27 protein-coding genes are annotated in these 21,805 nt (G+C 65.9%); 17 read left to right on the forward strand and 10 right to left on the reverse strand.

The features are described 5' to 3' along the window. Nucleotides 1-6 precede the first annotated feature (6 nt). From JWN03_RS35715 to JWN03_RS35735, 5 genes are all read left to right on the forward strand, one after another. Entirely contained in the window at nt 7-579 is a 573-nt protein-coding gene (locus JWN03_RS35715) for a GTP-binding protein (protein ID WP_297624601.1), read from the forward strand. Between the two features lie 100 nt (nt 580-679). Next, nucleotides 680-3,205: a sensor histidine kinase gene (locus tag JWN03_RS35720; RefSeq protein WP_297624604.1), complete on the forward strand. Its 2,526-nt coding sequence runs from the start codon at nt 680-682 to the stop codon at nt 3,203-3,205. Beyond that, nucleotides 3,183-3,608: a roadblock/LC7 domain-containing protein gene (locus tag JWN03_RS35725; RefSeq protein ID WP_297624606.1), complete on the forward strand. Its 426-nt coding sequence runs from the start codon at nt 3,183-3,185 to the stop codon at nt 3,606-3,608. The genes JWN03_RS35720 and JWN03_RS35725 overlap by 23 nt, the downstream gene beginning before the upstream one ends. Further along, the gene (locus JWN03_RS35730; RefSeq protein ID WP_297624609.1) at nt 3,608-3,979 is read left to right on the forward strand and encodes a DUF742 domain-containing protein; all 372 of its coding nucleotides are present in this window, start codon (nt 3,608-3,610) and stop codon (nt 3,977-3,979) included. The genes JWN03_RS35725 and JWN03_RS35730 overlap by 1 nt, the downstream gene beginning before the upstream one ends. Further along, nucleotides 3,960-4,562: a GTP-binding protein gene (locus JWN03_RS35735; RefSeq protein ID WP_297624611.1), complete on the forward strand. Its 603-nt coding sequence runs from the start codon at nt 3,960-3,962 to the stop codon at nt 4,560-4,562. The genes JWN03_RS35730 and JWN03_RS35735 overlap by 20 nt, the downstream gene beginning before the upstream one ends. An 81-nt stretch (nt 4,563-4,643) precedes the next feature. On the opposite strand, the gene JWN03_RS35740 is transcribed toward JWN03_RS35735, so the two are convergent. From JWN03_RS35740 to JWN03_RS35750, 3 genes are all read right to left on the reverse strand, one after another. Next, the gene (locus tag JWN03_RS35740; RefSeq protein ID WP_297624614.1) at nt 4,644-5,096 is read right to left on the reverse strand and encodes a hypothetical protein; all 453 of its coding nucleotides are present in this window, start codon (nt 5,094-5,096) and stop codon (nt 4,644-4,646) included. A 116-nt stretch (nt 5,097-5,212) separates the two neighbouring features. Continuing rightward, nucleotides 5,213-5,995 carry an IclR family transcriptional regulator gene (locus JWN03_RS35745; protein ID WP_297624617.1) on the reverse strand — a complete coding sequence of 261 codons (783 nt, stop codon included), beginning with the start codon at nt 5,993-5,995 and terminating at the stop codon, nt 5,213-5,215. A 115-nt stretch (nt 5,996-6,110) separates the two neighbouring features. After that, nucleotides 6,111-6,773 (reverse strand): maleylpyruvate isomerase family mycothiol-dependent enzyme, encoded by a 663-nt coding sequence (locus JWN03_RS35750; protein WP_297624620.1) that lies wholly within the window; start codon nt 6,771-6,773, stop codon nt 6,111-6,113. 77 nt (nt 6,774-6,850) lie between these two features. On the opposite strand from JWN03_RS35750, the gene JWN03_RS35755 reads away from it, so the two are divergent. Continuing rightward, entirely contained in the window at nt 6,851-7,891 is a 1,041-nt protein-coding gene (locus tag JWN03_RS35755; protein WP_297624622.1) for a sigma-70 family RNA polymerase sigma factor, read from the forward strand. A gap of 28 nt (nt 7,892-7,919) precedes the next feature. Here JWN03_RS35755 and mtnC read toward each other — a convergent pair whose 3' ends face one another. The 3 genes from mtnC to mtnA are packed head-to-tail and all read right to left on the reverse strand — an operon-like array spanning nt 7,920 to nt 10,964. Next, nucleotides 7,920-8,603 carry an acireductone synthase gene (gene mtnC, locus JWN03_RS35760; protein WP_297624625.1) on the reverse strand — a complete coding sequence of 228 codons (684 nt, stop codon included), beginning with the start codon at nt 8,601-8,603 and terminating at the stop codon, nt 7,920-7,922. Next, complete coding sequence (locus JWN03_RS35765; RefSeq protein WP_297624628.1) at nt 8,600-9,175, reverse strand: 1,2-dihydroxy-3-keto-5-methylthiopentene dioxygenase; 576 nt, start codon at nt 9,173-9,175, stop codon at nt 8,600-8,602. Before JWN03_RS35765 ends, mtnC begins: the two co-directional genes overlap by 4 nt. Before the next feature lie 22 nt (nt 9,176-9,197). Beyond that, nucleotides 9,198-10,964, reverse strand: a complete 1,767-nt coding sequence (mtnA, locus tag JWN03_RS35770) for an S-methyl-5-thioribose-1-phosphate isomerase (RefSeq protein ID WP_297624631.1) — start codon at nt 10,962-10,964, stop codon at nt 9,198-9,200. A 160-nt stretch (nt 10,965-11,124) separates the two neighbouring features. On the opposite strand from mtnA, the gene JWN03_RS35775 reads away from it, so the two are divergent. From JWN03_RS35775 to JWN03_RS35790, 4 genes are read left to right on the forward strand one after another with little or no spacing between them, the layout of a single operon-like run. Beyond that, nucleotides 11,125-11,406, forward strand: a complete 282-nt coding sequence (locus JWN03_RS35775; protein WP_297624634.1) for a hypothetical protein — start codon at nt 11,125-11,127, stop codon at nt 11,404-11,406. Beyond that, complete coding sequence (locus JWN03_RS35780) at nt 11,403-11,816, forward strand: hypothetical protein (protein ID WP_297624636.1); 414 nt, start codon at nt 11,403-11,405, stop codon at nt 11,814-11,816. The genes JWN03_RS35775 and JWN03_RS35780 overlap by 4 nt, the downstream gene beginning before the upstream one ends. 60 nt (nt 11,817-11,876) lie before the next feature. Continuing rightward, nucleotides 11,877-12,089, forward strand: a complete 213-nt coding sequence (locus JWN03_RS35785) for a hypothetical protein (RefSeq protein ID WP_297624638.1) — start codon at nt 11,877-11,879, stop codon at nt 12,087-12,089. After that, nucleotides 12,079-13,527, forward strand: coding sequence for a sensor histidine kinase (locus JWN03_RS35790; RefSeq protein ID WP_297624641.1), 1,449 nt, complete (start codon nt 12,079-12,081; stop codon nt 13,525-13,527). The genes JWN03_RS35785 and JWN03_RS35790 overlap by 11 nt, the downstream gene beginning before the upstream one ends. On the opposite strand, the gene JWN03_RS35795 is transcribed toward JWN03_RS35790, so the two are convergent. Continuing rightward, nucleotides 13,444-14,163: a response regulator transcription factor gene (locus JWN03_RS35795; protein ID WP_297624693.1), complete on the reverse strand. Its 720-nt coding sequence runs from the start codon at nt 14,161-14,163 to the stop codon at nt 13,444-13,446. The genes JWN03_RS35790 and JWN03_RS35795 overlap by 84 nt on opposite strands. Before the next feature lie 89 nt (nt 14,164-14,252). Between JWN03_RS35795 and JWN03_RS35800 the strand changes: the two genes are divergently transcribed. Next, complete coding sequence (locus JWN03_RS35800; RefSeq protein ID WP_297624644.1) at nt 14,253-14,972, forward strand: phosphatase PAP2 family protein; 720 nt, start codon at nt 14,253-14,255, stop codon at nt 14,970-14,972. Nucleotides 14,973-14,984: 12 nt separating this feature from the next. Here the strand turns inward: JWN03_RS35800 and JWN03_RS35805 are convergent, their stop codons facing one another. Continuing rightward, a complete protein-coding gene (locus JWN03_RS35805; RefSeq protein ID WP_297624647.1) occupies nt 14,985-16,226 on the reverse strand; it encodes a KasA/KasB family beta-ketoacyl-ACP synthase in 1,242 nt (413 codons plus the stop codon). A 39-nt stretch (nt 16,227-16,265) separates the two neighbouring features. Between JWN03_RS35805 and JWN03_RS35810 the strand changes: the two genes are divergently transcribed. From JWN03_RS35810 to JWN03_RS35835, 6 genes are all read left to right on the forward strand, one after another. Next, entirely contained in the window at nt 16,266-16,835 is a 570-nt protein-coding gene (locus JWN03_RS35810) for a TetR/AcrR family transcriptional regulator (RefSeq protein ID WP_297624650.1), read from the forward strand. A gap of 14 nt (nt 16,836-16,849) precedes the next feature. Continuing rightward, nucleotides 16,850-17,251 carry an NUDIX hydrolase gene (locus JWN03_RS35815; RefSeq protein ID WP_297624653.1) on the forward strand — a complete coding sequence of 134 codons (402 nt, stop codon included), beginning with the start codon at nt 16,850-16,852 and terminating at the stop codon, nt 17,249-17,251. A gap of 141 nt (nt 17,252-17,392) precedes the next feature. Then, a complete protein-coding gene (locus JWN03_RS35820) occupies nt 17,393-18,514 on the forward strand; it encodes a nitronate monooxygenase (RefSeq protein ID WP_297624655.1) in 1,122 nt (373 codons plus the stop codon). Between the two features lie 137 nt (nt 18,515-18,651). Further along, nucleotides 18,652-19,149: a hypothetical protein gene (locus tag JWN03_RS35825; RefSeq protein WP_297624658.1), complete on the forward strand. Its 498-nt coding sequence runs from the start codon at nt 18,652-18,654 to the stop codon at nt 19,147-19,149. Between the two features lie 220 nt (nt 19,150-19,369). Beyond that, nucleotides 19,370-19,669 (forward strand): hypothetical protein, encoded by a 300-nt coding sequence (locus JWN03_RS35830; protein ID WP_297624659.1) that lies wholly within the window; start codon nt 19,370-19,372, stop codon nt 19,667-19,669. A gap of 175 nt (nt 19,670-19,844) precedes the next feature. Continuing rightward, nucleotides 19,845-20,699, forward strand: coding sequence for a GmrSD restriction endonuclease domain-containing protein (locus JWN03_RS35835; RefSeq protein ID WP_297624662.1), 855 nt, complete (start codon nt 19,845-19,847; stop codon nt 20,697-20,699). 4 nt (nt 20,700-20,703) lie between these two features. Here JWN03_RS35835 and JWN03_RS35840 read toward each other — a convergent pair whose 3' ends face one another. Both JWN03_RS35840 and JWN03_RS35845 read right to left on the reverse strand, forming a co-directional pair. After that, nucleotides 20,704-20,919: a hypothetical protein gene (locus tag JWN03_RS35840; protein ID WP_297624665.1), complete on the reverse strand. Its 216-nt coding sequence runs from the start codon at nt 20,917-20,919 to the stop codon at nt 20,704-20,706. Nucleotides 20,920-21,334: 415 nt separating this feature from the next. Further along, nucleotides 21,335-21,775 carry an SRPBCC domain-containing protein gene (locus tag JWN03_RS35845; RefSeq protein ID WP_297624669.1) on the reverse strand — a complete coding sequence of 147 codons (441 nt, stop codon included), beginning with the start codon at nt 21,773-21,775 and terminating at the stop codon, nt 21,335-21,337. Nucleotides 21,776-21,805 lie beyond the last annotated feature (30 nt).

Here is a 21,805-nt window from a genome sequence, read left to right on the forward strand (position 1 = left end):
CCCCAGATGACCCGCCCCGAGCCGGACCAGCCGCTCGCCCAATCGGTGAAAATTCTGATCGCCGGCGGGTTCGGCGTCGGCAAGACCACCATGGTCGGCGCGATCAGCGAGATCACGCCGCTGCGCACCGAAGAGATCATTACCGAACGCTCCGAGGGCGTCGACGATCTCACCGGTATCGAGGGTAAGACCACGACGACGGTGGGCCTGGATTTCGGCCGCATCACCGTCGATGCCGGTCTGGTGCTGTACCTCTTCGGTACGCCCGGCCAGGACCGTTTCTGGTTCCTCTGGGACGAACTGGCGCGCGGTGCGCTCGGCGCGGTCATCCTCGTCGACACCAGAAGGCTCGAAAACTCCTTCGCCGCCATCGATTTCTTCGAACGCCGCGGCATCGGCTTCACCATCGGCGTGAACTGTTTCGAGGGTGCGCCGCGCTACAGCCCCGAAGAAGTGCGGGTGGCACTGGATCTCGACGAGCAGGTCCCGATCCTGCTCTGCGATGCGCGCGACCGCGGTTCGTGCAAGACCGTACTGACCACGCTCGCCGAATATCTCATCACGCGCGCAGTCGCCTGAATGATTCATACCGGAGCATGCATCACTGATGGTGTCAATCATGTTCCCGCTCAACGGGATCTAAGTGACTTATGTGACGTTCGACCGTTACGTTGTGCCGATGTTCAGAGCGAGGCTCGGGGTCCGGACCCGTGTTCTCGCCATCGCACTTGTCCCGAGCCTCGCGCTGCTCGTGATAGGTGTGGGTGGCGCGGGATATTTGGTGGTAGAGGGCACAAACGCGCGAGATTGGGCGGACGCACTCACCGCCGCCACACCGCTCAGCAAGGAACTGGTGAGCTCGGTGCAGCTGGAACGCCAGCTGACCCTGGCTCAGCTGGCGGGCGACGAGCCCAATCCGAAAGGCTTGACGCAGGCCAGGACTCGGCTCGACGACGCGCTGCGCGGTATGGCCGGCACCACCAAGGACATGGAGGCGCTCGGCCCCCAGGACGTCAAGGGTGACGTCGGCGGCTTCGTCACGCTGAGCCGGTCGCTGGCGGCCGTGCGCACCCAGATCGACGCCAATGCGCTGCCGCTGGCGGATGCCTACCAGTTCTACGGCCACCTGCTCGATCTGATCTCGATCGGCACCCGCGCCGTGGAGACCACCGCGCCCAATCCCGAGGTCGCGATGGGGACCGCCGAGACGCTGCAGATCGTCTCGGCTTCCGAAATGCTCTCCCGGGCAGCAGCACTGGCCGAGGTGCTGATCAACAACGGCACGCTGTCACCGGAACTGGCCATCGAGTTCACCCGTGTGGTCGGCGCGTACCGCGTCAATGTCGGTGTGCTCGCGGGTGCGGACGGCAGCAAGGGCGACAACTCCGCTGCGAGCCTCGTCAATGATCCGTCCTGGCAGAAGCTGATCATGATGGAGAACGTGCTGATGGCACGTGCACTCGATCCGCTGACGGCCGCGCCCCTCAAGTCCGGCGCCACCCTGCCGGTCGCGCCACTGACCTTCACCCCGCAGGAGTGGCACGACGCGGTCGCTTCGGTCAACAAGTCGTTGCTCGAGCAGTGGGACCGGGTGAGTAAGCAGTCGCTGAGCGCGGCCGGTGACGCCGCGGATACCAGCGCGCGCAACTCCGCCATCGCCGGCGGGGCCATGCTGCTGGTCTCGGCCTCCGCGTTCCTCATCGCGCTGGTGCTGGCCAACCGGATCATCCGGCGGCTCAAGCGACTTCGTGACCAGACCTTCGTGCTCGCCGATGAACGACTGCCGGAGATCATGGCGCAGCTGCGCGACGGCAAGCAGGTCGAGGTGTCCACCGAGACACCGGAACTGGACTTCGGCACCGACGAGATCGGTCAGGTGGCCAAGGCCTTCGGCCACGCGCACACCGCCGCCGTCACCGCCGCGGTCACCGAGGCCCGCACCCGCGAGGGTGTGAAGGCGGTCTTCCTCAATATCGCGCACCGCAGCCAGGTCGTAGTGCACCGCCAGCTGGAGGTACTGGACGAGGCCGAGGCCAAGCAGGAGGATCCAGCGCTGCTGGAGATCTTCTTCCGCCTCGATCACCTCGCCACCCGCGAACGCCGCAATGCCGAGAACCTGATCATTCTCGCGGGCGGTCAGCCCGGCCGGCAGTGGCGAAACCCGGTGCAGCTCATCGAGGTGGTGCGAAGCGGTGTGGGTGAGGCGCTCGACTACACCCGCGTCAAGATCGCCCGGCTGCCCGAGGTGGCCGTCGCAGGCACCGCGGTCGCCGACCTCGTGCACCTGCTCGCCGAACTCGTCGACAATGCCTCGCACTTCTCGCCGCCGCAGTCGCAGGTCGAGGTGCGCGGCAATGTGGTCGGCAAGGGCATTGCGGTCGAAATCGTCGACCAGGGCATGGGCATGCCGGAGTCCGAGATCGCCCGTATCAACGACATGCTGCGCAACCCACCGGATTTCGGCGTCAATACGCTGTCGGAGGACTCCCGCCTCGGCATGTTCGTCGTCGCCCAGCTGGCGGTCCGCAACGGCATCTCGGTGCGGCTGACCGAATCCGATTACGGCGGCGTGCGCGCCATCGTGCTGGTGCCCAACAACCTGACGGTGTCGACCGGTCGCACCGGTGAAATCCCCGCTGTACCCTCGGCTTTCGACACCGGGCAGTTCCACGCCGCCCTGGCGGTCGAAACGGCCCGGCAGGCCGAGGCCGCCGCCCAGCAGTTCGAGGAGCCCCGGCAACTCGAGCCGCCCGCCGCACCCGCGGCACTCCCCCCGTCCTTCCCGGCCCGGCCCGAACCCCGAGCCCCGGAGCGCCCGATGACCTTCGAACCCCAACTGCGGCCGTACGAGCCGCCGACGGAGCCGAACTCGCACCGTCCGCCACCGTTTCCCCAGCCAGAACCGGAAATCGGTTTCCGCTCACGTGAATTCGATCGTTCCCAGTACACTGGCTCGGACGCCCGGCCCGCGCTACCGCGTAGGCGCCGGCAGGCAAGTCTCGCACCGGAATTGGCGCAGGACACGACGACCACCGAATCGTCGGACCAGCCCAGCCGCACGGCCGAGCAGGCCCGAGACCTCATGTCCGCCATCGAAAACGGAACCAGGCAGGGCCGCCGGGCTGATCCCGGTACGGCCCCGCCGACGTCCAAACCATTCCAGGACCGACAGGAAGGCGACGGTGACCACCTCAAACGCTGGTGATCTCAACTGGCTACTCGATGATCTGGTGGATCGGCTCGCAGGTGTGCGACACGCGGTGGTGCACTCCACCGACGGGTTGCTGCTGGGACGCTCCTCCGCCATGAGCCGGGAGGACGCCGAACACTTCGGCGCCATGTCCTCCACCCTCTACGGTCTCGCCCGCAGCGCGGGCACCCGGTTCGACGGTGGCGGTGTCCGCCAGGCGGTCATCGAGCTGGATCGGGCAGTGCTGTTCGTGACCGCGGCCGGCAGCAATGCCTGCCTCGCGCTGCAGGCCAGCGAACAAGCCAATCTCGGCATGGTCGCCTACGAAATGAACCTGACGGTGCAGCGTGTCGGCACCTACCTGTCCACCACGCCGCGCCATCATCTGGCCGGACAGGTCAACCCCCGGATCTCATGATGGCTCGGCCGGGGGATCATTGGTTCGACGACGCAGCTGGTCCGCTGGTGCGCCCGTATGCGCGCACCGGCGGTCGAACCATGGGCGCAGCGCACGATCTCGACATGCTCACAGCGGTGGTGGTACCCAATGCGGCACCACCCCTGCGTCGTGTCGAACCTGAGTACGGCGACATCGTCCGTCTGTGCAGACTCCCGTTGTCCGTCGCCGAAGTGTCTGCCGCGCTGCGGCTTCCGCTGGCGGTGACCAAAATCCTGGTCGGCGACCTCATCTCCGACGGCATCCTCAACTTCCGGTCACCGGTCTCCGACGCGGGGCCCGGAGACCTCAACATTTTGCGAGCTGTACTCGATGGCATCCGAAAACTTTGACAATTCCCGGCCCCTGGCCGCCTCGGTGAAGATTCTCATCGCGGGTGGTTTCGGCGTCGGCAAAACGACTATGGTGGCGGCGCTCAGTGAGATCACGCCGCTCCGCACCGAGGAACTGATCACCGAACTCTCGGCGGGCGTGGACGATCTGCGCGGCGTGGAGGGCAAGACCACCACCACGGTGGCCCTGGACTTCGGACGCATCACCATCGACCAGAACCTGGTGCTCTACCTGTTCGGCACGCCCGGACAGGACCGATTCTGGTTCCTCTGGGACGAATTGGCGCGTGGTGCGCTGGGCGCGGTCGTGCTGGCCGACACCCGGCGACTGGAGGGCTCGTTCGCGGCGATCGACTTCTTCGAACGCCGCGGCGTGGCATTCACGGTGGCGGTCAACTGCTTCGAAGGCGCGCCGGTCTACACACCCGTCGAGGTCCGCGACGCCCTCGACCTCGACGAGAACATTCCGGTGCTGCTCTGCGACGCCCGAGATCGCGCCTCCGCCAAGAATGTGCTCATGGCCCTGGTGGAATACCTCATCACCAAGGCCGCCGCACCCGGCGGCCAACTCATCACCCCCTGACGACCATCGCGCCCGTTCCGGAATCCGGACGGGCGCGATTTGGTTGGTTCGCTCAACCGTCGGCGGTCAACGGCTGAGCGGTCATGACAGGGTCCAGTCGTTGTACCGGGTCCACCATTCAGCAGTGTGGCTCGCACCCTGCTCTTGTGTATGACCGCGCAGATAACCATCGTCGAACCAGGTGCCTTGGTATAGACCGGTTTTGCCGTTGTACCAGTCGATGGTGAAGGTGATCGCTCGGCCCCGGATCTGCCCGCCACTTATCTCCCCGCCGTAGGTGCTGGTGTGGGCGCGTCCGGTGAACTCCACGAAGGTGTTCGTCTTGTCGGGTCCCTGCGTTGTGATGTGGACGTGAAAGCCCAGCGGGCTGTCGGTGGTGCCGGACGGGCGTTGATACACATCCCAGTCGGTCTGCAGGTCCACCGCGCCGGGCGGTACGGCCGGTGCGGTGACGGTGCCGGAGACGGTCAGAGCCGCGCTCGTGCCGAGTACGAAGAGCCAGGCGCACAGCATTCGTTTCAACGGGGAGAACATGGTCGCTCCTGATATCAGGTGGTGGCGCACACGATCTGGTGCTGTGAGAGATATCCGAGTGCGTCCGTTCGATATTCATTCGGGTGTGTTCGCGCAGGTCGGCTCGATCGGGCGTGTCACTCAATGACACGGGCGGCGCGTGGAGCAGATCGTAGTTCGCGCCCGATGGCATCGGCCGCGGCGATCAGAGCGCGTTGAGTCGAACGTTGGGCGGCAACGGAACTGCGTCCGGTGAGTCCGATAGCTCCCAGGGGCCGTTCCTCGGCATCGAGGATGACCGCCGCTACGCAACTCCACCCCGGCGTCACCTGTTCACGTTCGTAGGCCAGTCCGGTGGCGCGGGCCTGTTCGAGCAGCAGCCGCAGTTCACGAGGTGCGGTCGCCGAATATCGCGTCAGCGGACGGCATCCAGTCTGCGCGAGTTGCTCGCTGAGTGCGCCGTCGAAGGCGGCCTGCAGTCGCCCGCCGGCGGTGAGCGCGAAACTCGGGCCGAGCAGGGCCCTCGACGGCCAGGTTTGCGATTTGATGTCCGCGCGGTATTCGTGACCGAAAACCAGTTGGCGAAAGTCCAGTTCACCGCGGAAGAATTCCCCGCACCAGCTGACCTCGCCGTGCGCGCGCAACGACAGGTCCCGCAGGTACGGCGGCACCACGACAGAGAGATCCCCCGCACGCCCGGCGCGGAATCCGTAGTAGGACAGCCGGGGTCCGAGCCGGTAGCCGGCGCGAGTGGCCTCCAGAACGTGATGGCGCACCAGGTCGTTGGCGATGCGGCGAACGGTCGGCTTGGGAATACCGGTACTGCGGGTGAGCGCCGCGAGCGTCAACGGCCCGGAAGCGGCCGCTATCGCGTCGGTAATGGCGACGACGCGCCCGACCACCGTGTGATCATCGGACATCCACGGTCACCCGGCTTTCCCGCGAGGACACTGTGACTCGGTCAGTCTGTGATGAGAGTCCGGCAGTGTCAACACGATTCGGGCATGGGTGAGACCGTTGGTCTTTCGTCGACTGCTACCGCGACCCCTGGTTTTGCAGGTGGGTGACACCGTCACCGTCGAGTTCGTCGCAGTACGCGGTGCGTCCGGCCATCGCCATGATCAGCGCCACGGTGGTTCCGGACACCGGCAGTCCGGATCCGGTGGTGAAGGGTCCATCGGTCGCGACGAGTCGCAGTCCGCCGATCCGCCCTTTGGTGAGGACGGGGAGATTGGAACCCTGGTAGTACTCGGCCACCTGCGTGAGCGTTTCGATCGGATAGTCGCGGCGGATGGCCAGCGGCCGCCGAATGTCCTCGCCGTGCACGATCACTTCGCCGAGCATCGCCACGATCGGCATGAGCGGTTTGCTGGTGTTCGTGACGACTCGGCGGAACCTGTCCAGGGTGTCGGCCGGGCTCGTGCCCATATGCTCGGCCAGCCGCATGGCCACCTGTTTCTCGAAGTCGAACCGGCAGCGGATCACGCCCGCCAGCCACCGCACGGGAGTGAGGGTTGCTCCGGCGGTGAGGTGGGCAAGAACCTCGCGCACAGTCAATTCGGTGCACAGCGACTGCGTGGTCCATTGCTCGTCGGTGAGGTTCGCGAGGTCGGACGCGAGGGCCGCGCGTTCGGCGTGCACGAGCGACCAGCTTTCCTTCGCAGGCAGGAGTGCTGTTTTCGGTTCCGGTTCGATCATGTCGGGCGGTCTCCTAGTGGGGTCCGGGCATTCTCGGTCGAAGGTGGGACTCCCGCCGTGAGGCAGAATCGTCGCTTGTGGGAGAAGTTTTTTCCGGACCGGCGGTGGACCCGGCACCAGAGGGTACCGACCTGGCATCCGCGCGTGACGGGGACGACGCGGCCTTCACCCGCCTCGTGCAGCCGCTGCGGCGGGAGCTGCACGCCCACTGTTACCGGATGCTCGGCTCGACCCACGATGCCGATGATGCACTGCAGGACGCTCTGTTACGCGCGTGGCGGGGGCTGGGTCGCTTCGAGGGGCGGAGTTCGCTGCGCACGTGGCTGTACACGGTGGCCACCCGCACTTGCCTGGATGTTGTTGCGGCCCAGGGCAAGCGGGCCCTGCCCGTCGACCTCGGCCCGTCCAGCGACCGTGCGGTGCTCGGCAGCGCTCCGCTGACCGACATCGCCTGGCTGGGCCCTTACCCCGATGCGGGGCTCGCCGACAGCCCGGCCTGTCCGCACGCGCGGTACGAGCAGCGCGAGGCAATAGAGCTCGCGTTCGTCGCTGCCCTACAACACCTTTCGGGCAATCAGCGGGCCGCGCTGCTGCTGTTCGAGGTTCTCGGCTTCACCGCCGCCGAGATCGCGACGATGATGGACACCTCGACCACATCGGTGAACTCCGCCCTGGCGCGAGCCCGCAAGGTCGTCGCGGAGCGGGTGCCCGCCCGCATCCAGCAGCAGACGCTGCGATTGATCGACGACGCCCGCGTGCGGGAGATCGCCACCCGGTACGCCACCGCGCTGGAACGCGGCGATGCCGACGGCCTGGTCGCACTACTCACCGAGGACGTCACCTGGTCGATGCCTCCGCTCCCGCACTGGTATCACGGCATCGAGGCGGTCACCGACTTCGCCATCCAGGTCCCCATGACCCGTTGCCCGAGCTGGCGCCACCTCGTGACCAGCGCGAACGGCCAACCGGCCGTGGCGTTCTACATCGGCGACAACGGCACACACGTGGCCTGGTCGATCACCGTGCTGACACTGCGCGGCGAGCACATCGCCGAGATCACGTCATTCCTCGGCGCCGACCACTTCGTGCCCTTCGAGCTGCCTCTCTCGCTGCCCTGAACGAGCCGCTACCGATTTGCCCTGCGGCTCAGTTCGGTTCGATGTCGGCGAAATCGCTGATCCAGCGGTGGGGTGGGCGGGGCGGGTTCGGCTCCCCCGGCCTGGCAACACCGACCGCCGACCAACCGGCGGCGACGGCGGCATCCAGTTCGTCGGGATGATCCGACAGGAACAGAATGCTCTCCGCCGGAACGCCGATGGCGCCGGCGATCTTCTCGTACGAGGACGGCTCCCGCTTCGGGCCGGCGGTCGTCAGATCGAAATGCCCGCTGACAAGCGGTGAAAGATCTCCGCCGCGCGCGAAGGCGAACCAATCCTTCTGATTGCGAACCGAACCCGACGAATAGATGTAGAGCTCGAGGCCCGCCTCCCGCCAGGCACGCAGCACCGGCGGCACATCCGGGAAGAACTCGCCGAACAGTGCGCCCTTGCGGAAACCCTCCGCGCAGATGATGCCCTGCGCGGCCTTGAGCGGTTCCGCCTTCACATCCGAATTCAGCCAGCCGATGAGGATGGCCGCCACCTCGTCGGTACCAGCATCAGGCCGTTCCGTCAGCGCACGCGTATCCGCCAGAATGGAATCGGCCGCGCCGCCCTGGTTTTCGGCTAGCCAGCCCGGCAGCCGGTCGCGGGTGTAGCCGTAGAGCTCCTCACGCACCGAACTGGTCGGGCTGGTGGTGCCCTCGATATCGAGGACGATGAGCTTGATCATGCGGTGAGGAGCTCATCGAGGGTCGGGAAGCCGCCGGAAATCTTGTCACCGGTAAAATCGCCGATCCAGCCGTCCTGCTCCTCGAAGAACCGCACCGCCACGAACTCCGGGGTGCTGCCCATATCGAACCAGTGCAGGGTGCCCGCGGGCACCGACACCAGATCGCCTGCGGTGCAGACGGTTGCCAGCACCTCGTCACCCAGGTGCAGATAGAAGCAGCCCTGCCCCGCGGCGAAGAAACGCACCTCGTCCTCGGCGTGCCGGTGCTCGTCGAGGAACTTGGTGCGTGCGGCGACCGCTTTGGCGGGCCACTCCGGATCGGACTCGTCCGGGTGGATGCGCGCCACATCGATGAACTTGTAGCGGCCGTCGGCATTGAGTGCCTTGATGCGGTCGTCGTATTCGGCCAGCAGGTCCTCGGTCGCCGTCGCGCCGTCGAGACCGTCGAACAGCGACCAGCGCTCGAAGACGATGCCGCGCTTGTTCAGTTCGGCCGCGATCACCGCATCATCGGTGGTGCGCAGGGTGACGTCGGTGGAATCCTTATCGGACATGATCTGCAGCAGAGTCATTGGAATGTTCCTCCTCAGAGAACTAGTTCTCGCCCACCGGGATCTCGCGATGCCCGGTCAATGTGATCAGTTCGCTCATGGCCTCGAGGCATTCGGCGCGATCCCGGGCCTGGGCCAAACTTGCACCCCATGCCGTAATGCCGTGCCCGGTGATGAAGAGCACCGGCGGGGCATCCGGGTGCTCGGTCAGGTACTTCTCGATATCGGCGCCGATCTGCGGGACATCGGCATGATTCGGGAAAACCGGAATGTCGATGCGGTCGGGGCGGGTGCCGCCCAGGCCCTTGATCAGCTCATAGCCGGAAAAGCGCACCGGCTGCACGGTGGCAGCGCCTGCGCCGATGGACAGCGCGGTCGCGTGCGGCGGGTGTACATGCACGACCGCGACGGCAGCGGTGGTGCGGTAGACGGCGGTGTGAATCGTGGTCTCCGCCGAGGGCTTTCGCGCGCCGGCGACCGATGGCTGGGAATCGGCCACCGCCACGGTCACCATGTCATCCGCGGTGAGCTCGCCCTTCGACAGGCCGCTCGCCGTGATGACAGCCGCATCTGCCCGGCGCACAGAGATATTGCCTGCCGTACCCGGCATCCACCCATTGGCGTAGAGGCCGCGGGCGATCGTCGCGATCGCTTCCTCGCCCTTGTGCTGCTCATCTGCAACCGGTTTGGCGAAGGTCGCGCGGAAATCGTCCGCCGCTGCGCCGAAGGCGATCGGGTCGTCATTGGGCTCGTAGTCGGCGACCCACTGCGCATCGAGGCGATCGGTCAGGCTGCGGCCGGAATCGCCGTCGTCGGAAGCTGAGCCGAGCACACCGTTTTCGGTGACCACCGCGGTGACCAGCTCCGGGGGCGTCACGTCGAAGGCGGGATTGAAGGTCAGAGTGCCCTCGGGAGCCGTTGTCACGCCGCCGAATCCGGTGACCTCCGAGGCCGCGCGCTGCTCCACGACAATGTCGCTGCCGCGCGCGGTCGCGACATCACGAGTGGATTCGGGAGCGACCACGATGAACGGAATCCCGTGCTGCTTGGCCGCAATGGCCAGCATGTAGGTGCCGATCTTGTTGGCAACCGAGCCGTCAGCCGTAATGCGGTCCGCACCGACGAGAACCGCGTCCACACCTTCTGTGGCCATGGCCCATGCGGCAGCGGAGTCGATGGTGAGGCGGTGCGGAATACCGGCCTCGGCCATTTCCCAGGCGGTCAGTCGTGCACCCTGCAGCAGTGGACGGGTCTCGTCCACAATGACTTCCGCGAGAAGACCACGTTCGTGCAGCACCCGCAGTGCACCGATGGCGGTGCCGACCGTGGTGGTGGCCAGACGGCCGGTATTGCAGTGCGTGAGGATCCGCAGCGGACGATCCTCACACAGGTGCTGCACCAGATCAGCGGCATGCGTCGCGGCAGCCAGGTTCACGCGGCCGTCCTCGGCCAGCATTTCCAGCGCCTCGTCGAGCACCGCCTGCACACCGCCGGGCAACTGAGCGAGAGCGCGCTTCACTCCCCAGGCAAGATTGACCGCAGTCGGGCGAGCATTCGCGACACGCGCGGATTCCGATTCCACCTGCGCGGCATTCACCACACCATCGGTGGTCGCGGCCAGCGCCGCCAGCACCACACCGAACGCACCGGACACCCCGATGGCCGGAGCGCCGCGGATCGCCAGCGATTTGATGGCGTCGATGAGATCGTCGACCGTCGTGATCCGCAGCTCCCGCAATTCCCGCGGCAGCGCACGCTGATCGATGGTGACCAGGGCACCCTCGACCCACGCGATCGAACTCTCATCCATCTGCATCTGTCCTCTGAGCTTGGCGATATGGGCGCACGTCAACCGTATCGAACACGGATCGCCGTGTGACCGGCAGGTTTCAGATCAGTCGAATTGGAAACTCCCGACTCCAGGTGCGGGCATGTCGCACTTGTCGCCCATACCCAAGTACTCTTCCGGTATGGCGAGACAGCGTCGCACCCGAAAGATCACCGTGACGATGCCGGAGGAAGTCGCCGCCACGCTCGATGAGTGGCGCAATAAGGGCCGCATCGAGTCGATCTCGGCCTTCGTCGCCGAATCCGTGAAGGTCCGCGTCGACCGGGCCGAATCCCTGGCTCGTATCGAGCAGGTCTTCGGTGGACGCCCGCCCCTGGACCTCATCAACCGAGCGCGGGCCGTACAGGGCCTGCCCCCATTAGCCGAGGAGGACGCCGCCGGCGACCATGCCGGCGCAGCATGACCTCGGCAGGCTCGACCCTCGGCGGCGTTGTCTTCGACACGGCCGCCCTGACCGCATGGGCGCATCGGGTCGCCTACGTGCAATCGGTGGTCTGGGCCACCGCTGATGCCGGGCACACCATCATCGTTCCGGCAACAGCCCTGGCCGCCGCTCGCGCACTCATCCCGCCCGGCCGCCTCGATATCCTCGCCGTGCTGCTGGACCTGCCCAATACGGTGATCCAGCCCCTCGACCGTCCCGCGAGCGATCAGCTCGGCGCCGCCCTCGCCGACCGCATAGACGCGGACTCCCTGATCCCCGCCGGCCACGCGACTATCGAAGCGGTGAGCCGAGATTGGCCCTGTCTCACCGACCGGCCCGACACGCTGCGCAAGCTCGATCCCCGCATCCAGACCGACACCCTGCCCTGACGTTGAGAGCCCGCTGAGAGCTGGTCGCCCGCGACACATCCCGCGAGTAACTTCAGCGAGGTGACGTGGGCGGCTCAGGAAGTTCCGGGCGAATCGGATCGCATCGACTTCGTGCGGGAAATCGGTCAGCGCATCGGTGACGGCGCGGTCGATGCGCTGCAACCACTTACCGGTCCGGCCACCGTGCCTGTCCTCCTCCTCGCACCCCTGATGATCATCGTGCTGGTGTGGTTGGTGAGCCGGGCACGGATCGGCGCAGGTCGTGGCCGATGATGGGTGGGTGAATCGGATTCCGGAGTGGTTGCGGCCTTCGCGCTGGGGGCTGCGCGTCCGGTCGGCGATCGCCTCCGCCCTGGTGGTGGGAGCAGTACTGCTGGTAGCAGCCATGGCCATGCTGTGGTTGCTACATAGGTCATCGCTGCGGGAACTCGATACCACCGCCGGGACCCGGATGGATGCACTCGCGTCCGAACTTTCGCGGATCTCGACGGACGATCCGCCGGAGAACGCGGTGGCCGAACTACCGGGACCGCTGTTCGCCACGGGGAGCCCGATCGAAACGGTCCAGGTGGTGGATCCGCACGGGCGGGTGGTGCGGTCGTCGGATCCGAATAGTGTTGTCCCGCTGCTGGATCCGGCCACCCTCGGCGATCGGGTGATCGGATTGCGGCCACATCCGGACGACGACCATGACTTACGGATTTCGGCCCGCGCGGTGGCGACGCCGCCGGGGAAATACACCGTGCTGGTCTCGGTCAGCACCGAATCGGCCGAGCACGCGGTGACCCGGGTGGCAGCGCTGGTGGCGGTGGGCGGCCCGGTAGTGGTCGCGGCGGCAGCGGCGGCGACCTATCTGCTGGTGGGGCGGTCACTGCGATCGGTGGAGGAGATCCGCCGCCGGGTGACCGGGATCGGCGCGACGGACCTGTCCGAGCGGGTGCCGGTGCCCGAGGCTCGCGATGAGATCGCGCGGCTGGCCGAGACCATGAACGGCATGCTCGCCCGCATCGAGGCCGGTCACCTGGCGCAACGCCGGTTCGTCGGCGATGCCTCACACGAATTGCGCAGTCCCCTGGCCGCCGTCACCGCCGCGCTCGAATTGGCGCGCGACCGACCCGAAGTACTCGACCGCGATCTCATCAATGACACTCTGCTGCCCGAGACCGAGCGCATGCGGTACCTCATCGAGGATCTGCTCACCCTCGCCGCCGCTGACGAGCATGGGCTCGAATTGCGCACCGGTGATGTCGATCTCGACTATCTCGGGGATGCGCAGGCCGCCGCGCTGAAGGCTCGCGGCACCGTGACCGTCCGCACCGATATCCGGCCCGCGCGGGTCATCGGTGATCCGGCAAGACTGGCTCGGGTGCTGCGCAATATTGCCGATAATGCTGTCGCGCATGCCGATTCGCAGGTGGGCATCTCAATTGCGCAGGACGGGGACCGCGCCCGCATTGTGATCGATGACGATGGGCCCGGGGTTCCGCCGGCCGATCGTGAGCGGATCTTCGGCCGCTTCGTCCGGCTCGAAGCCGATCGCGCGCGGGCCTCCGGTGGCTCCGGGCTCGGCTTGGCGATCGTCGCCGAACTGGTCGGTGCACATGCCGGCACCGTCACGGTCGGCGAATCACTCTGGGGTGGCGCTCGATTCGTGATCGATCTGCCCGTCGCCGGTCCCCGGATCGATCAGCCGGTAGCCGACACCCCGTAGCGTTTCGATACTGCTGTGCCCGAAGGGGGCATCGATCTTCTTGCGCAGGTAGCCGACATACACCTCGACAACGTTCTCCGGGCCTTCATAGTTCGCGTCCCACACATTGCGCAGGATCTCGGTTTTGGTGACGGCAATGCCCTTGTGCCGCAACAGGAATTCCAGCAGTCCGAACTCGCGGGGAGTCAGGGTGAGGGCGGTGCCGCCGCGATGCACCGAGCGGCGGACCGGGTCCAGTGTCAGATCGCCTGCGGCGAGCAGTGACGGCTGCTGCGGGGCGCGACGGCGAGTGAGTGCCCGCAGCCGGGCGATCAGTACGACGAAGGAGAACGGCTTGGTGAGGTAGTCGTCCGCACCCAGATCCAGCGCATCGGCCTGCTCGTAGTCGCCGTCCTTGGCGGTGAGCATGAGCACCGGCGTCGACACATCCCGCTGCCGCAGCCGCCGCAGCACCTCGTAGCCGCTCAGTTCCGGCAGCATGATGTCGAGCACGATGACATCGAAATCGTCCTCGATCGCCCACCACAGTCCTTCGCTGCCGGTGTGCGCGAGCTGCACCACAAAACCCTCCAGCTCGAGCCCGCGGGCGATCGTGCGCGCCAATCGCTGCTCGTCTTCCACCACCAGTACCCGCACCGCCCAAGCATGCAACAGGACTCCCGCGGTCCTGCCCGCCGACCCGGCTTCTCAACTTCTTCTCAGGGGCCGCATGCCAGGGTCGACAGATGTCGTCCGCCACTTCACCACTCCAGGAGCAATCACTGGCGCCCGCAACCGGCCCGCGCGCACTCCTGCCTCAGCCTGCTGCCCTGGTCGCGATGCTGACTCTCAGTGTGCTCACCCTCGCACTGACCCTCGCGGTGATCGCGCATCCCGATCCACTCGGACCGGATGCGCGCTGGCTGCAATGGTTCATCGACCACCGCAGCGACACACTCACCTCGATCGCCAAGGTGATCAGTGCGCTCGGTGACACCACGACGATGGGGATCCTCGCGGTGCTGGTCTGCGTGCTGCTGGCCTGGCGACGGCAGTGGGAGACGGCGATATTCCTCGGTATCGCGGCGCTGGGCGCAGGCGTGCTGACCTTTGCGGGCAAGCAGTTCATCGGGCGTGATCGACCACCGGTCGTCGATCACCTGGTTACCGAGACCAATCACTCATATCCGTCCGGGCACACCCTGGGGTCGACGGTCGTTGTCGCGACCCTGGTGGCGCTGGCGCTGCCGCTGGTGCACGGACTTCGGCGAGTTCTGCTCGTGGTCGTTGCCGGCTGCTTCGTCCTCGCGGTCGGGTTTTCCCGGCTGTATCTCGGCGTGCACTGGCCCACCGATATTCTCGGCGGCCTGCTCTTCGGCGCACTGTGGCTGACTATCTGCTTCACGCTCTTGCGCCCGGTGGCGGTGCGGGGCGCGGCCTTGGTGCCGAAAGCCCTGCGCGGCTAGGGTTTCGCCGCGTCAGGCGCGACCGAGCGCCAGTGTGACATTGTGCCCGCCGAAGCCGAAGGAATTGCTCAGGGCGTAGTCCATGCGCTCGGTGCGGGCAGTGCCCGCGACGATATCCAGGTCGATATCGGGGTCGGCCTGCTCGAAATTCAGTGTGGGCGGGATGATCTGGCGCTCGAGTGTGCGCAGGGTGAGGATCGCTTCGAGCGCTCCGACCGCGCCGATGGAGTGTCCCAGGGCGGATTTCGGCGCGTACACCGAGGCTTCGGGGGTCACGGCAGTGATGGCATTGGCCTCGGAGGCATCGCCGACAGGGGTCGAGGTGGCGTGCGCATTGATGTGGTCGATATCAGTGGCCGACAGGCCCGCTGCGATGATCGCCTTGCGCATGGCCCGCGCGGCCCCGTCACCATCCGGGGAGGTCCCGGTGATGTGATAACCGTCCGAGGTGATGCCCGCGCCGAGCACCCGCCCGTAAATGTGCGCACCCCGCGCCAGCGCATGCTCTTCGGATTCCAGGACCAGCATGGCGCCTGCCTCGCCGAACACGAACCCGTCGCGTTCCCTGTCGAAAGGCCGTGAGGCGCGGGCAGGTTCGTCATTGCGGGTGCTCATGGCCCGCATCATGGCAAAGCTGGCGATCGGTACGGCATCGATATGGCCCTCCACACCACCGGCGACCACCACGTCCGCCTCACCTGTGGCGATGAGCCGCCAGCCATGGGCGATGGCTTCCGCACCGGACGCGCATGCGGAAACCGGGGCGTAGACACCGGCTTTCGCGCCGATCTCCAAGCCGATGGTCGCGGCGGAGCCGTTCGGCATCACCATGGGCACCGTCATGGGCGGCACCTTGCGATATCCGCCGGCGCGCATCACATCGACCGCGTGCACCAGCGCCTCCCCGCCGCCGAGTCCCGTGCCGACCGCCACCGCAAGGCGTTCGCCATCAACCTCCGGTGTGCCCGCCTCCCGCCACACCTGCCGCCCGAGCACCAGCGCCAGCTGCTGGACGAAGGACATGCGCCGCTGTTCGATCCGGGTCAGCTGCTCCCCCGGCTGCGCGGTCAACCGGCCGCCGATTCGTACCGGGAGCTGATTCTCCGCCACGAAATCGTCCGTCAGCGGCGCGATTCCGCTCTCACCCGCGAGCAGTCGAGTCCACGTCGTATCGAGATCGGCTCCGAGGCAGGTGGTAGCCGACATTCCGGTGACCACCACTCGCCGAGTTTCTGTACCAGTTGCTACACCCATGTTGATATGAATACCTGTACCGTCCGCTACAGTCAACCCGTGCCACGCCCCCTCGACCACGCCCGTCGCGCCGAACTCCTCTCCGGAGTCATCGCCTATATCGCCGACCACGGCCTGGCCGAACTCTCGCTGCGTCCGCTCGCGGAGTACCTGGGCACCAGCTCCCGCATGCTCATCCACTACTTCGGCACCAAAGAGCACATGCTCGTCGCCGCCCTGGAAACCCAGCGCCCCGACATTGCTGCCCTCTTCACGGGCATCGAGGACCCCCTCGTCCTCAGATCGCGCCTCTCCCACTCGTTCGCGATCAACACCACCGGGCCCGGGGGTGTCAGCAACCGAGTCCTCCTCCAGGTGCTTGGCGCAGCCTGCGTCCCCGGCAGCCCCTTCGCCTCTTACGCCAATGACGCCATCCAGGTCCTGGTCACCGCCATGACCGACGCCCTCGCCCGCATCGACCCCACCCATGATGATCCCGAGGCTGCGGCCACCCTCCTCATCTCCGGGATGCGCGGCCTCATTCAAGACTTCTGGATCACCGGCGACGAAGATCGAGTAGCCCGCGCAATGAACCGCCTTGTGGAGCAAGCGGTCTTGTCGCCGCGCTGATTTAGGCTGCGGGCATGCAGACGGAGCAGCGGCTGATCGACACGGTGGCGTGGGTACGCATCGAGAGCGGGCGGATTCTGTGTGCTCGGCCCCGGGGCAAAGACGCCTTCTATATCCCGGGCGGCAAAAGGGAAGGGGCGGAGACGGATCTGCAGACCCTCGTGCGGGAGATCCACGAGGAGTTGACCGTTGCCCTGGCACCGCAGTCGGTCGCGCATGTCGGCACGTACGAGGCCGAGATCCCCGGCGCGGTCGTGCGGATGGCCTGCTACACGGCGGACTACGTCGGAACCCTGACCGTCAGCAGTGAGATCGAGGAGATGGCCTGGTTCACGTATGCGGATCGGCCGCATGTACCGCCGGTCGATCAGTTGCTGTTCGACGATCTGGTGGTAGACGGTCTGCTGTTGCACTGACTGCATGTTCCCGGCAACTAGAACAAGCCGTTGGCATGTACCTGCCGGTGGTCTTCGAGAGACTGGTCTGAATGTAGAACATGTTCTAGTGTGATGGGCAGAACATTCCAGTGCCGGGAAGTCAAGAGGAGCCCCACCCACATGCGTACCGAGATCTGTGATCGCCTGGGCATCGATGTACCCATCTTCGCCTTCACCCATTGCCGCGATGTGGCCGCCGCGGTCAGCAATGCCGGCGGAATTGGCGTGCTCGGCGCGGTCGGGTTCACCGCTGCGGAGCTCGAGGTCGAGCTCACCTGGCTGGACGAGCATGTGCAGGGCGTCTACGGCGTCGACCTGGTCATCCCCTCCAAGTACGAAGGTAAGGGCGCCGAGGGTCTGACCCCCGAGGAGCTGGAAGCCAAACTGGCCGAACTGGTTCCGCAGGGCCACCGCGACTTCGCCGAGAAGATCCTCGAGGACCATCACGTCCCGCATCTGCCCGAGGGTGAGCGGCACAATCAGCTGCTGGGCTGGACCGCCACCACGGTCGCCCCGCAGATCGAGGTCATTCTGAAGCACCCCAAGGCAAAGCTGGTCGCCAACGCACTGGGCACTCCGCCCGATGACGTGATCAAGCAGATTCAAGATTCCGGCCGCCTCATCGGCGCGCTGTGCGGTTCGGTCAAGCACGCGCTCAAGCACAAGGAGGCCGGGCTCGACTTCGTCGTCATGCAGGGCACCGAGGGTGGCGGCCACTGCGGCGAGATCGCCTCGCTGGTGTTGTGGCCGCAGGTCATCGACGCGATCGGCGATCTGCCCGCGCTCGCGGCCGGTGGTATCGGCAACGGCCGTCAGGTCGCGGCCGCGCTGGCCATGGGTGCGGCCGGTGCGTGGACCGGTTCGCTGTGGCTGACCGTCGAGGAGGCCAATGTGCCGCCCGCGCAGATGCAGAGCTATCTCGACGCCACCAGCAGTGACACCGTGCGGTCACGGTCGTGGACCGGTAAGCCCGCCCGCATGCTCAAGAACGATTGGACCGAGGCGTGGGAGCGGGATGACACCCCGAACCCGCTGGGCATGCCGCTGCAGATGATGGTCGCCCTCGACGGCGTGAAGCGTGGCCACCGCTACCCCGAGGCCGCGAAGGACGTGAACTTCAATCCGGTCGGCCAGGTGGTCGGCTTGATGAACAAGGTGGAGCGTTCCGCCGACGTCGTGCAGCGCCTGATCGCCGAGTACCTGGAGTCCTGCGAGCGCTTGAACAAGCTAAATAACGCGTAGTACTTACTCCCCTGAATCGCCGCGCCGACAGTAATGTCGGTGCGGCGATTCGCATTTGCGCACGTTGATGGGCATGCGATCAGGTCCGGCCGTTTCGGTGCGAGGTTCCGGATCCGGCCGCCGCTACCGTGGTCCTCATGACGAAGCGTGAACGGATACTGCGGGCCGCGTATTACGCGGTGTTCTCGCTCCCGATTGCGTTCGCCAGCACGGGGGTTCGCGCCCGAGTGACCCGGCGGGTGTTCCGGGAACCGTTCGAGCTGCGTGCTCCGAGCCCGTGGCGGACTGCCGCGCATACGGTGCTCGCCGCCGCGATCGGCCTGCTCGCGTGGTTCGCGGTCTTTCTGGCAGCTGTCGCGCTGGTGCGCGGAGCCTGCTACCCGTTGATCGCCGGGGACGACCTCGAAAACTCCTGGGGCGGGCCGACATTAGCGGGTGCCTGGGCGGTGCATGCCGCATTGGGGGTGGGATTGTTCCCGCTGTGGTTGCTGCCGCTCGCCGCATTCGGCATTGTGCAGCGCCGCCTTTCACAGCGAATACTCAGCCGAACCGGGCCGTGGTGGGCCATTCCGGTCTCGTTATTTCTATTCGCCGGCGGCATAGCATTCTTCATAGCCTGGCTGCATCAGGCCTGATCATGCGCCGACCCGGCCGACTCGGTGTCCTTGATGTCTGTTTCGCTAATTCTGGACAAAAGATTAGAAGCAGCTTCTATTCTTTCTGTGCGTCTTGCTCTTTGCCTGTGAGTTTTCTTCGAACCGCCAGAGAATGACCCTGTTGTTATTTACCGGGCAAATACGATGGCGCTACGGTCGGGTAGATCGTTGCTGGTCAAACGACTGGAAAGGAATCACGATGAAACGCAAGATAATTGGTCGCCTATTCGCTGTCGCGGCGGTTGGCGCGCTGTTCGCCGCCCCACTCGCGGCGACGGCGAGCGCCGATTCGGTTGTCCCGATGCATCAGCAGCCACCGGGTGGTTCGAATCAGGGTGCCCCGCCGGAGTGGGGCGGCAATAACAATCGCGACTTCCACGACCCCCGCGCACCCCGCGGCGATTACGACTGGCACTGCGACCGCCAGGGCAATTGGCACAACGACGAACACGATCAGTGGGGTCATGCGGACCCCGATCACTGCCGCGATCGCTGGTAGCAGCAAGGCCGCCCCGATAATCGGGCCGGCAAACCCCTCGTACGTGCTGTAACAGCAGTGGCGCTCTCGAATCGATACGAGAGCGCCACTGCTGTTTTGTCCGCTGTGACACCGGTCTCCGAACCGCCGGTGCAACTTGCTGTTTCGGGTGCCGGATTGGCACGGTGTTCCGGACATGTTGCAGAAGAAGCCATCGCGCCTCCGGAAGTTGTTGCTGCCCCTCGCTATTGCAGGGCTACTACTGGTCACCGTCATCGCACTGGTGCTGACGAACAGACCGGGCCCGAAGACTACGCCCACCGATGAGGTGACACAGGCGCGGTCGCTACTGGAGCGGCTACCGGTCCAGACTCGCGCTCCCAAAACGGATTACAACCGCGAGCAGTTCGGCCTCGCCTGGAGCGACGATGTCGCCGTCTCGGGTGGCCACAATGGCTGCGACACCCGCAATGACATCCTGCAGCGGGATCTGAAGAGTACCTCGGTCGATCCCAAGGAGAAGTGCAAGGTCGTCTCCGGCACCCTGTCCGACGTCTACACCGGCAAGACCATCGTCTTCAAACAGGGCCGCGACACCAGCGCCGCCGTCCAAATCGATCACATTGTGGCACTGAGCAATGCCTGGATGACCGGAGCCCAGGACCTCTCCCCCGAACAGCGCCGCAACCTCGCCAACGACCCGCGAAATCTACAAGCCGTGGACGGTCCGACCAATCAGGGTAAGGGCGATTCCGATGCCGCAGAGTGGCTCCCGCCCCGCAAGGACTACCAGTGCACCTACGTCGCCCGGCAGATCCAAGTGAAGAGCGTCTACAGCCTCTGGGTAACCCGCCCCGAGCACGACGCCATGGCCAAGGTGCTCTCCGCCTGCGGCGCAACCACTCCCGCCGCCCCGGCGACCAGCACGGTCACAGTCTTCTTCAAGACCTGCGATGACGTGCGGGCCGCCGGAAGAGCGCCACTACGCCGCAACGACCCGGGCTACCGCTTGCAGTTGGACGGCAACGGCGACGGCGTAGCGTGCGAATAATGCGTCAGTCGCGCACTGCCCGCAGGGATTCGGCGCGCTTCTCGAGCCCGTCGGTCATATCGCCGAATCCCTTGCGCATAGCGCCGCCGAAGATTCCGCCGACGACGATGCTCAGCGGCCCGGCGATGACGAAGTGGGACTCGTAGCGAGTACGGCCGTCATCCAGCGGCGTCAGGATGTGCTGCCGGTGGCCGCGCAGCAAACCCGGCATGGGCTTCATCTTTTGACTTCCTCTCACGCTGAAAGGCGAGAGATTCCATCCCGCTCAGGCGGGTTGGCGCACTAGCCCTCGCGGGGGTGCTGGTTCCTGCTTCATCGAAGATGTGCCAGCCCTTGTCGAGGATGGCCCGGTTGAGCCCAGCATTTTGCGCGACCCGGTTGCCGGGCTCTGCCACTGTGCCACGTGCCGAGCGGTTCAGATTGCGGGTGCGCAGATCCTCGATCACCACAGTCCCGTGTCGGGTAGCCAGTCGTTGCCTATTGCGCTGTTCGACAAGGTCTTTCACCTTGAACGTCCGTCTGCGCATTTCGAGAAAGGCAGTCCAGCGCTCGAATGTACGTTCGAGATTGATTCTGATCTGCCCTGAATCTCCGGATTAGGTATGGGTTTCGGCGTGGCGCAACCGTACGGCTGGTCAGCGGCGCAGAGACTCGGCGCGCTGCTTAAGGCCGTCGGTCATGCCGCCGAACCCTTTACGCATAGCGCTGCCGAACAGTCCGCCGACGAGTGGGCTGAGCGGGCCAGCGATGAAGAAGTGCGATTCATATTGAGTGCGGCCGTCGTCCAACGCGGTGAGGATGTGCTGGCGCTGGCTGCGCAGCAAGCCCGGGACCGGCTTCATGCGGTAACTGAATTCCTTGCCCGGCGTGTGCGAGAAGATGAATTCGCGCTGCTTGCGGGGGTTCGGCCCGATCAGCCGCACCTGCATGTCGATCGGGGTGCCGGGTTCGAGGGTGGTCTGGCAGGAGGGAACGAAGGGGTTCCACTCGCCGTATTTGTCCACGTCGGTGAGCACCTGCCAAACCAGCTCGGCGGGTGCGTCGATCTCCACGCTGTTGTCGATCACGAAGGCCATGGGGGAACAATACTGAAACACGTTCCGGTT

The sequence above is a fragment of the Nocardia sp. genome, assembly GCF_025465275.1.
Classification (GTDB): domain Bacteria; phylum Actinomycetota; class Actinomycetes; order Mycobacteriales; family Mycobacteriaceae; genus Nocardia.

Excerpts from the sequence above, each read along its gene's own strand:
- JWN03_RS35720 (WP_297624604.1), top strand. The coding sequence starts at position 680 with ATGTTCAGAGCGAGGCTCGGGGTCCGGACCCGTGTTCTCGCCATCGCA.
- JWN03_RS35745 (WP_297624617.1), bottom strand. The coding sequence starts at position 5,995 with ATGTCCGATGATCACACGGTGGTCGGGCGCGTCGTCGCCATTACCGAC.
- JWN03_RS35805 (WP_297624647.1), bottom strand. The coding sequence starts at position 16,226 with ATGGGTGTAGCAACTGGTACAGAAACTCGGCGAGTGGTGGTCACCGGA.
- JWN03_RS35775 (WP_297624634.1), top strand. The coding sequence starts at position 11,125 with ATGGCGAGACAGCGTCGCACCCGAAAGATCACCGTGACGATGCCGGAG.
- JWN03_RS35830 (WP_297624659.1), top strand. The coding sequence starts at position 19,370 with ATGAAACGCAAGATAATTGGTCGCCTATTCGCTGTCGCGGCGGTTGGC.
- JWN03_RS35735 (WP_297624611.1), top strand. The coding sequence starts at position 3,960 with ATGGCATCCGAAAACTTTGACAATTCCCGGCCCCTGGCCGCCTCGGTG.
- JWN03_RS35730 (WP_297624609.1), top strand. The coding sequence starts at position 3,608 with ATGGCTCGGCCGGGGGATCATTGGTTCGACGACGCAGCTGGTCCGCTG.
- mtnC (WP_297624625.1), bottom strand. The coding sequence starts at position 8,603 with ATGATCAAGCTCATCGTCCTCGATATCGAGGGCACCACCAGCCCGACC.
- JWN03_RS35800 (WP_297624644.1), top strand. The coding sequence starts at position 14,253 with ATGTCGTCCGCCACTTCACCACTCCAGGAGCAATCACTGGCGCCCGCA.
- JWN03_RS35780 (WP_297624636.1), top strand. The coding sequence starts at position 11,403 with ATGACCTCGGCAGGCTCGACCCTCGGCGGCGTTGTCTTCGACACGGCC.
- JWN03_RS35715 (WP_297624601.1), top strand. The coding sequence starts at position 7 with ATGACCCGCCCCGAGCCGGACCAGCCGCTCGCCCAATCGGTGAAAATT.
- JWN03_RS35815 (WP_297624653.1), top strand. The coding sequence starts at position 16,850 with ATGCAGACGGAGCAGCGGCTGATCGACACGGTGGCGTGGGTACGCATC.
- JWN03_RS35765 (WP_297624628.1), bottom strand. The coding sequence starts at position 9,175 with ATGACTCTGCTGCAGATCATGTCCGATAAGGATTCCACCGACGTCACC.
- JWN03_RS35825 (WP_297624658.1), top strand. The coding sequence starts at position 18,652 with ATGACGAAGCGTGAACGGATACTGCGGGCCGCGTATTACGCGGTGTTC.
- JWN03_RS35740 (WP_297624614.1), bottom strand. The coding sequence starts at position 5,096 with ATGTTCTCCCCGTTGAAACGAATGCTGTGCGCCTGGCTCTTCGTACTC.
- JWN03_RS35840 (WP_297624665.1), bottom strand. The coding sequence starts at position 20,919 with ATGAAGCCCATGCCGGGTTTGCTGCGCGGCCACCGGCAGCACATCCTG.
- JWN03_RS35750 (WP_297624620.1), bottom strand. The coding sequence starts at position 6,773 with ATGATCGAACCGGAACCGAAAACAGCACTCCTGCCTGCGAAGGAAAGC.
- JWN03_RS35835 (WP_297624662.1), top strand. The coding sequence starts at position 19,845 with ATGTTGCAGAAGAAGCCATCGCGCCTCCGGAAGTTGTTGCTGCCCCTC.
- JWN03_RS35845 (WP_297624669.1), bottom strand. The coding sequence starts at position 21,775 with ATGGCCTTCGTGATCGACAACAGCGTGGAGATCGACGCACCCGCCGAG.
- JWN03_RS35820 (WP_297624655.1), top strand. The coding sequence starts at position 17,393 with ATGCGTACCGAGATCTGTGATCGCCTGGGCATCGATGTACCCATCTTC.
- mtnA (WP_297624631.1), bottom strand. The coding sequence starts at position 10,964 with ATGGATGAGAGTTCGATCGCGTGGGTCGAGGGTGCCCTGGTCACCATC.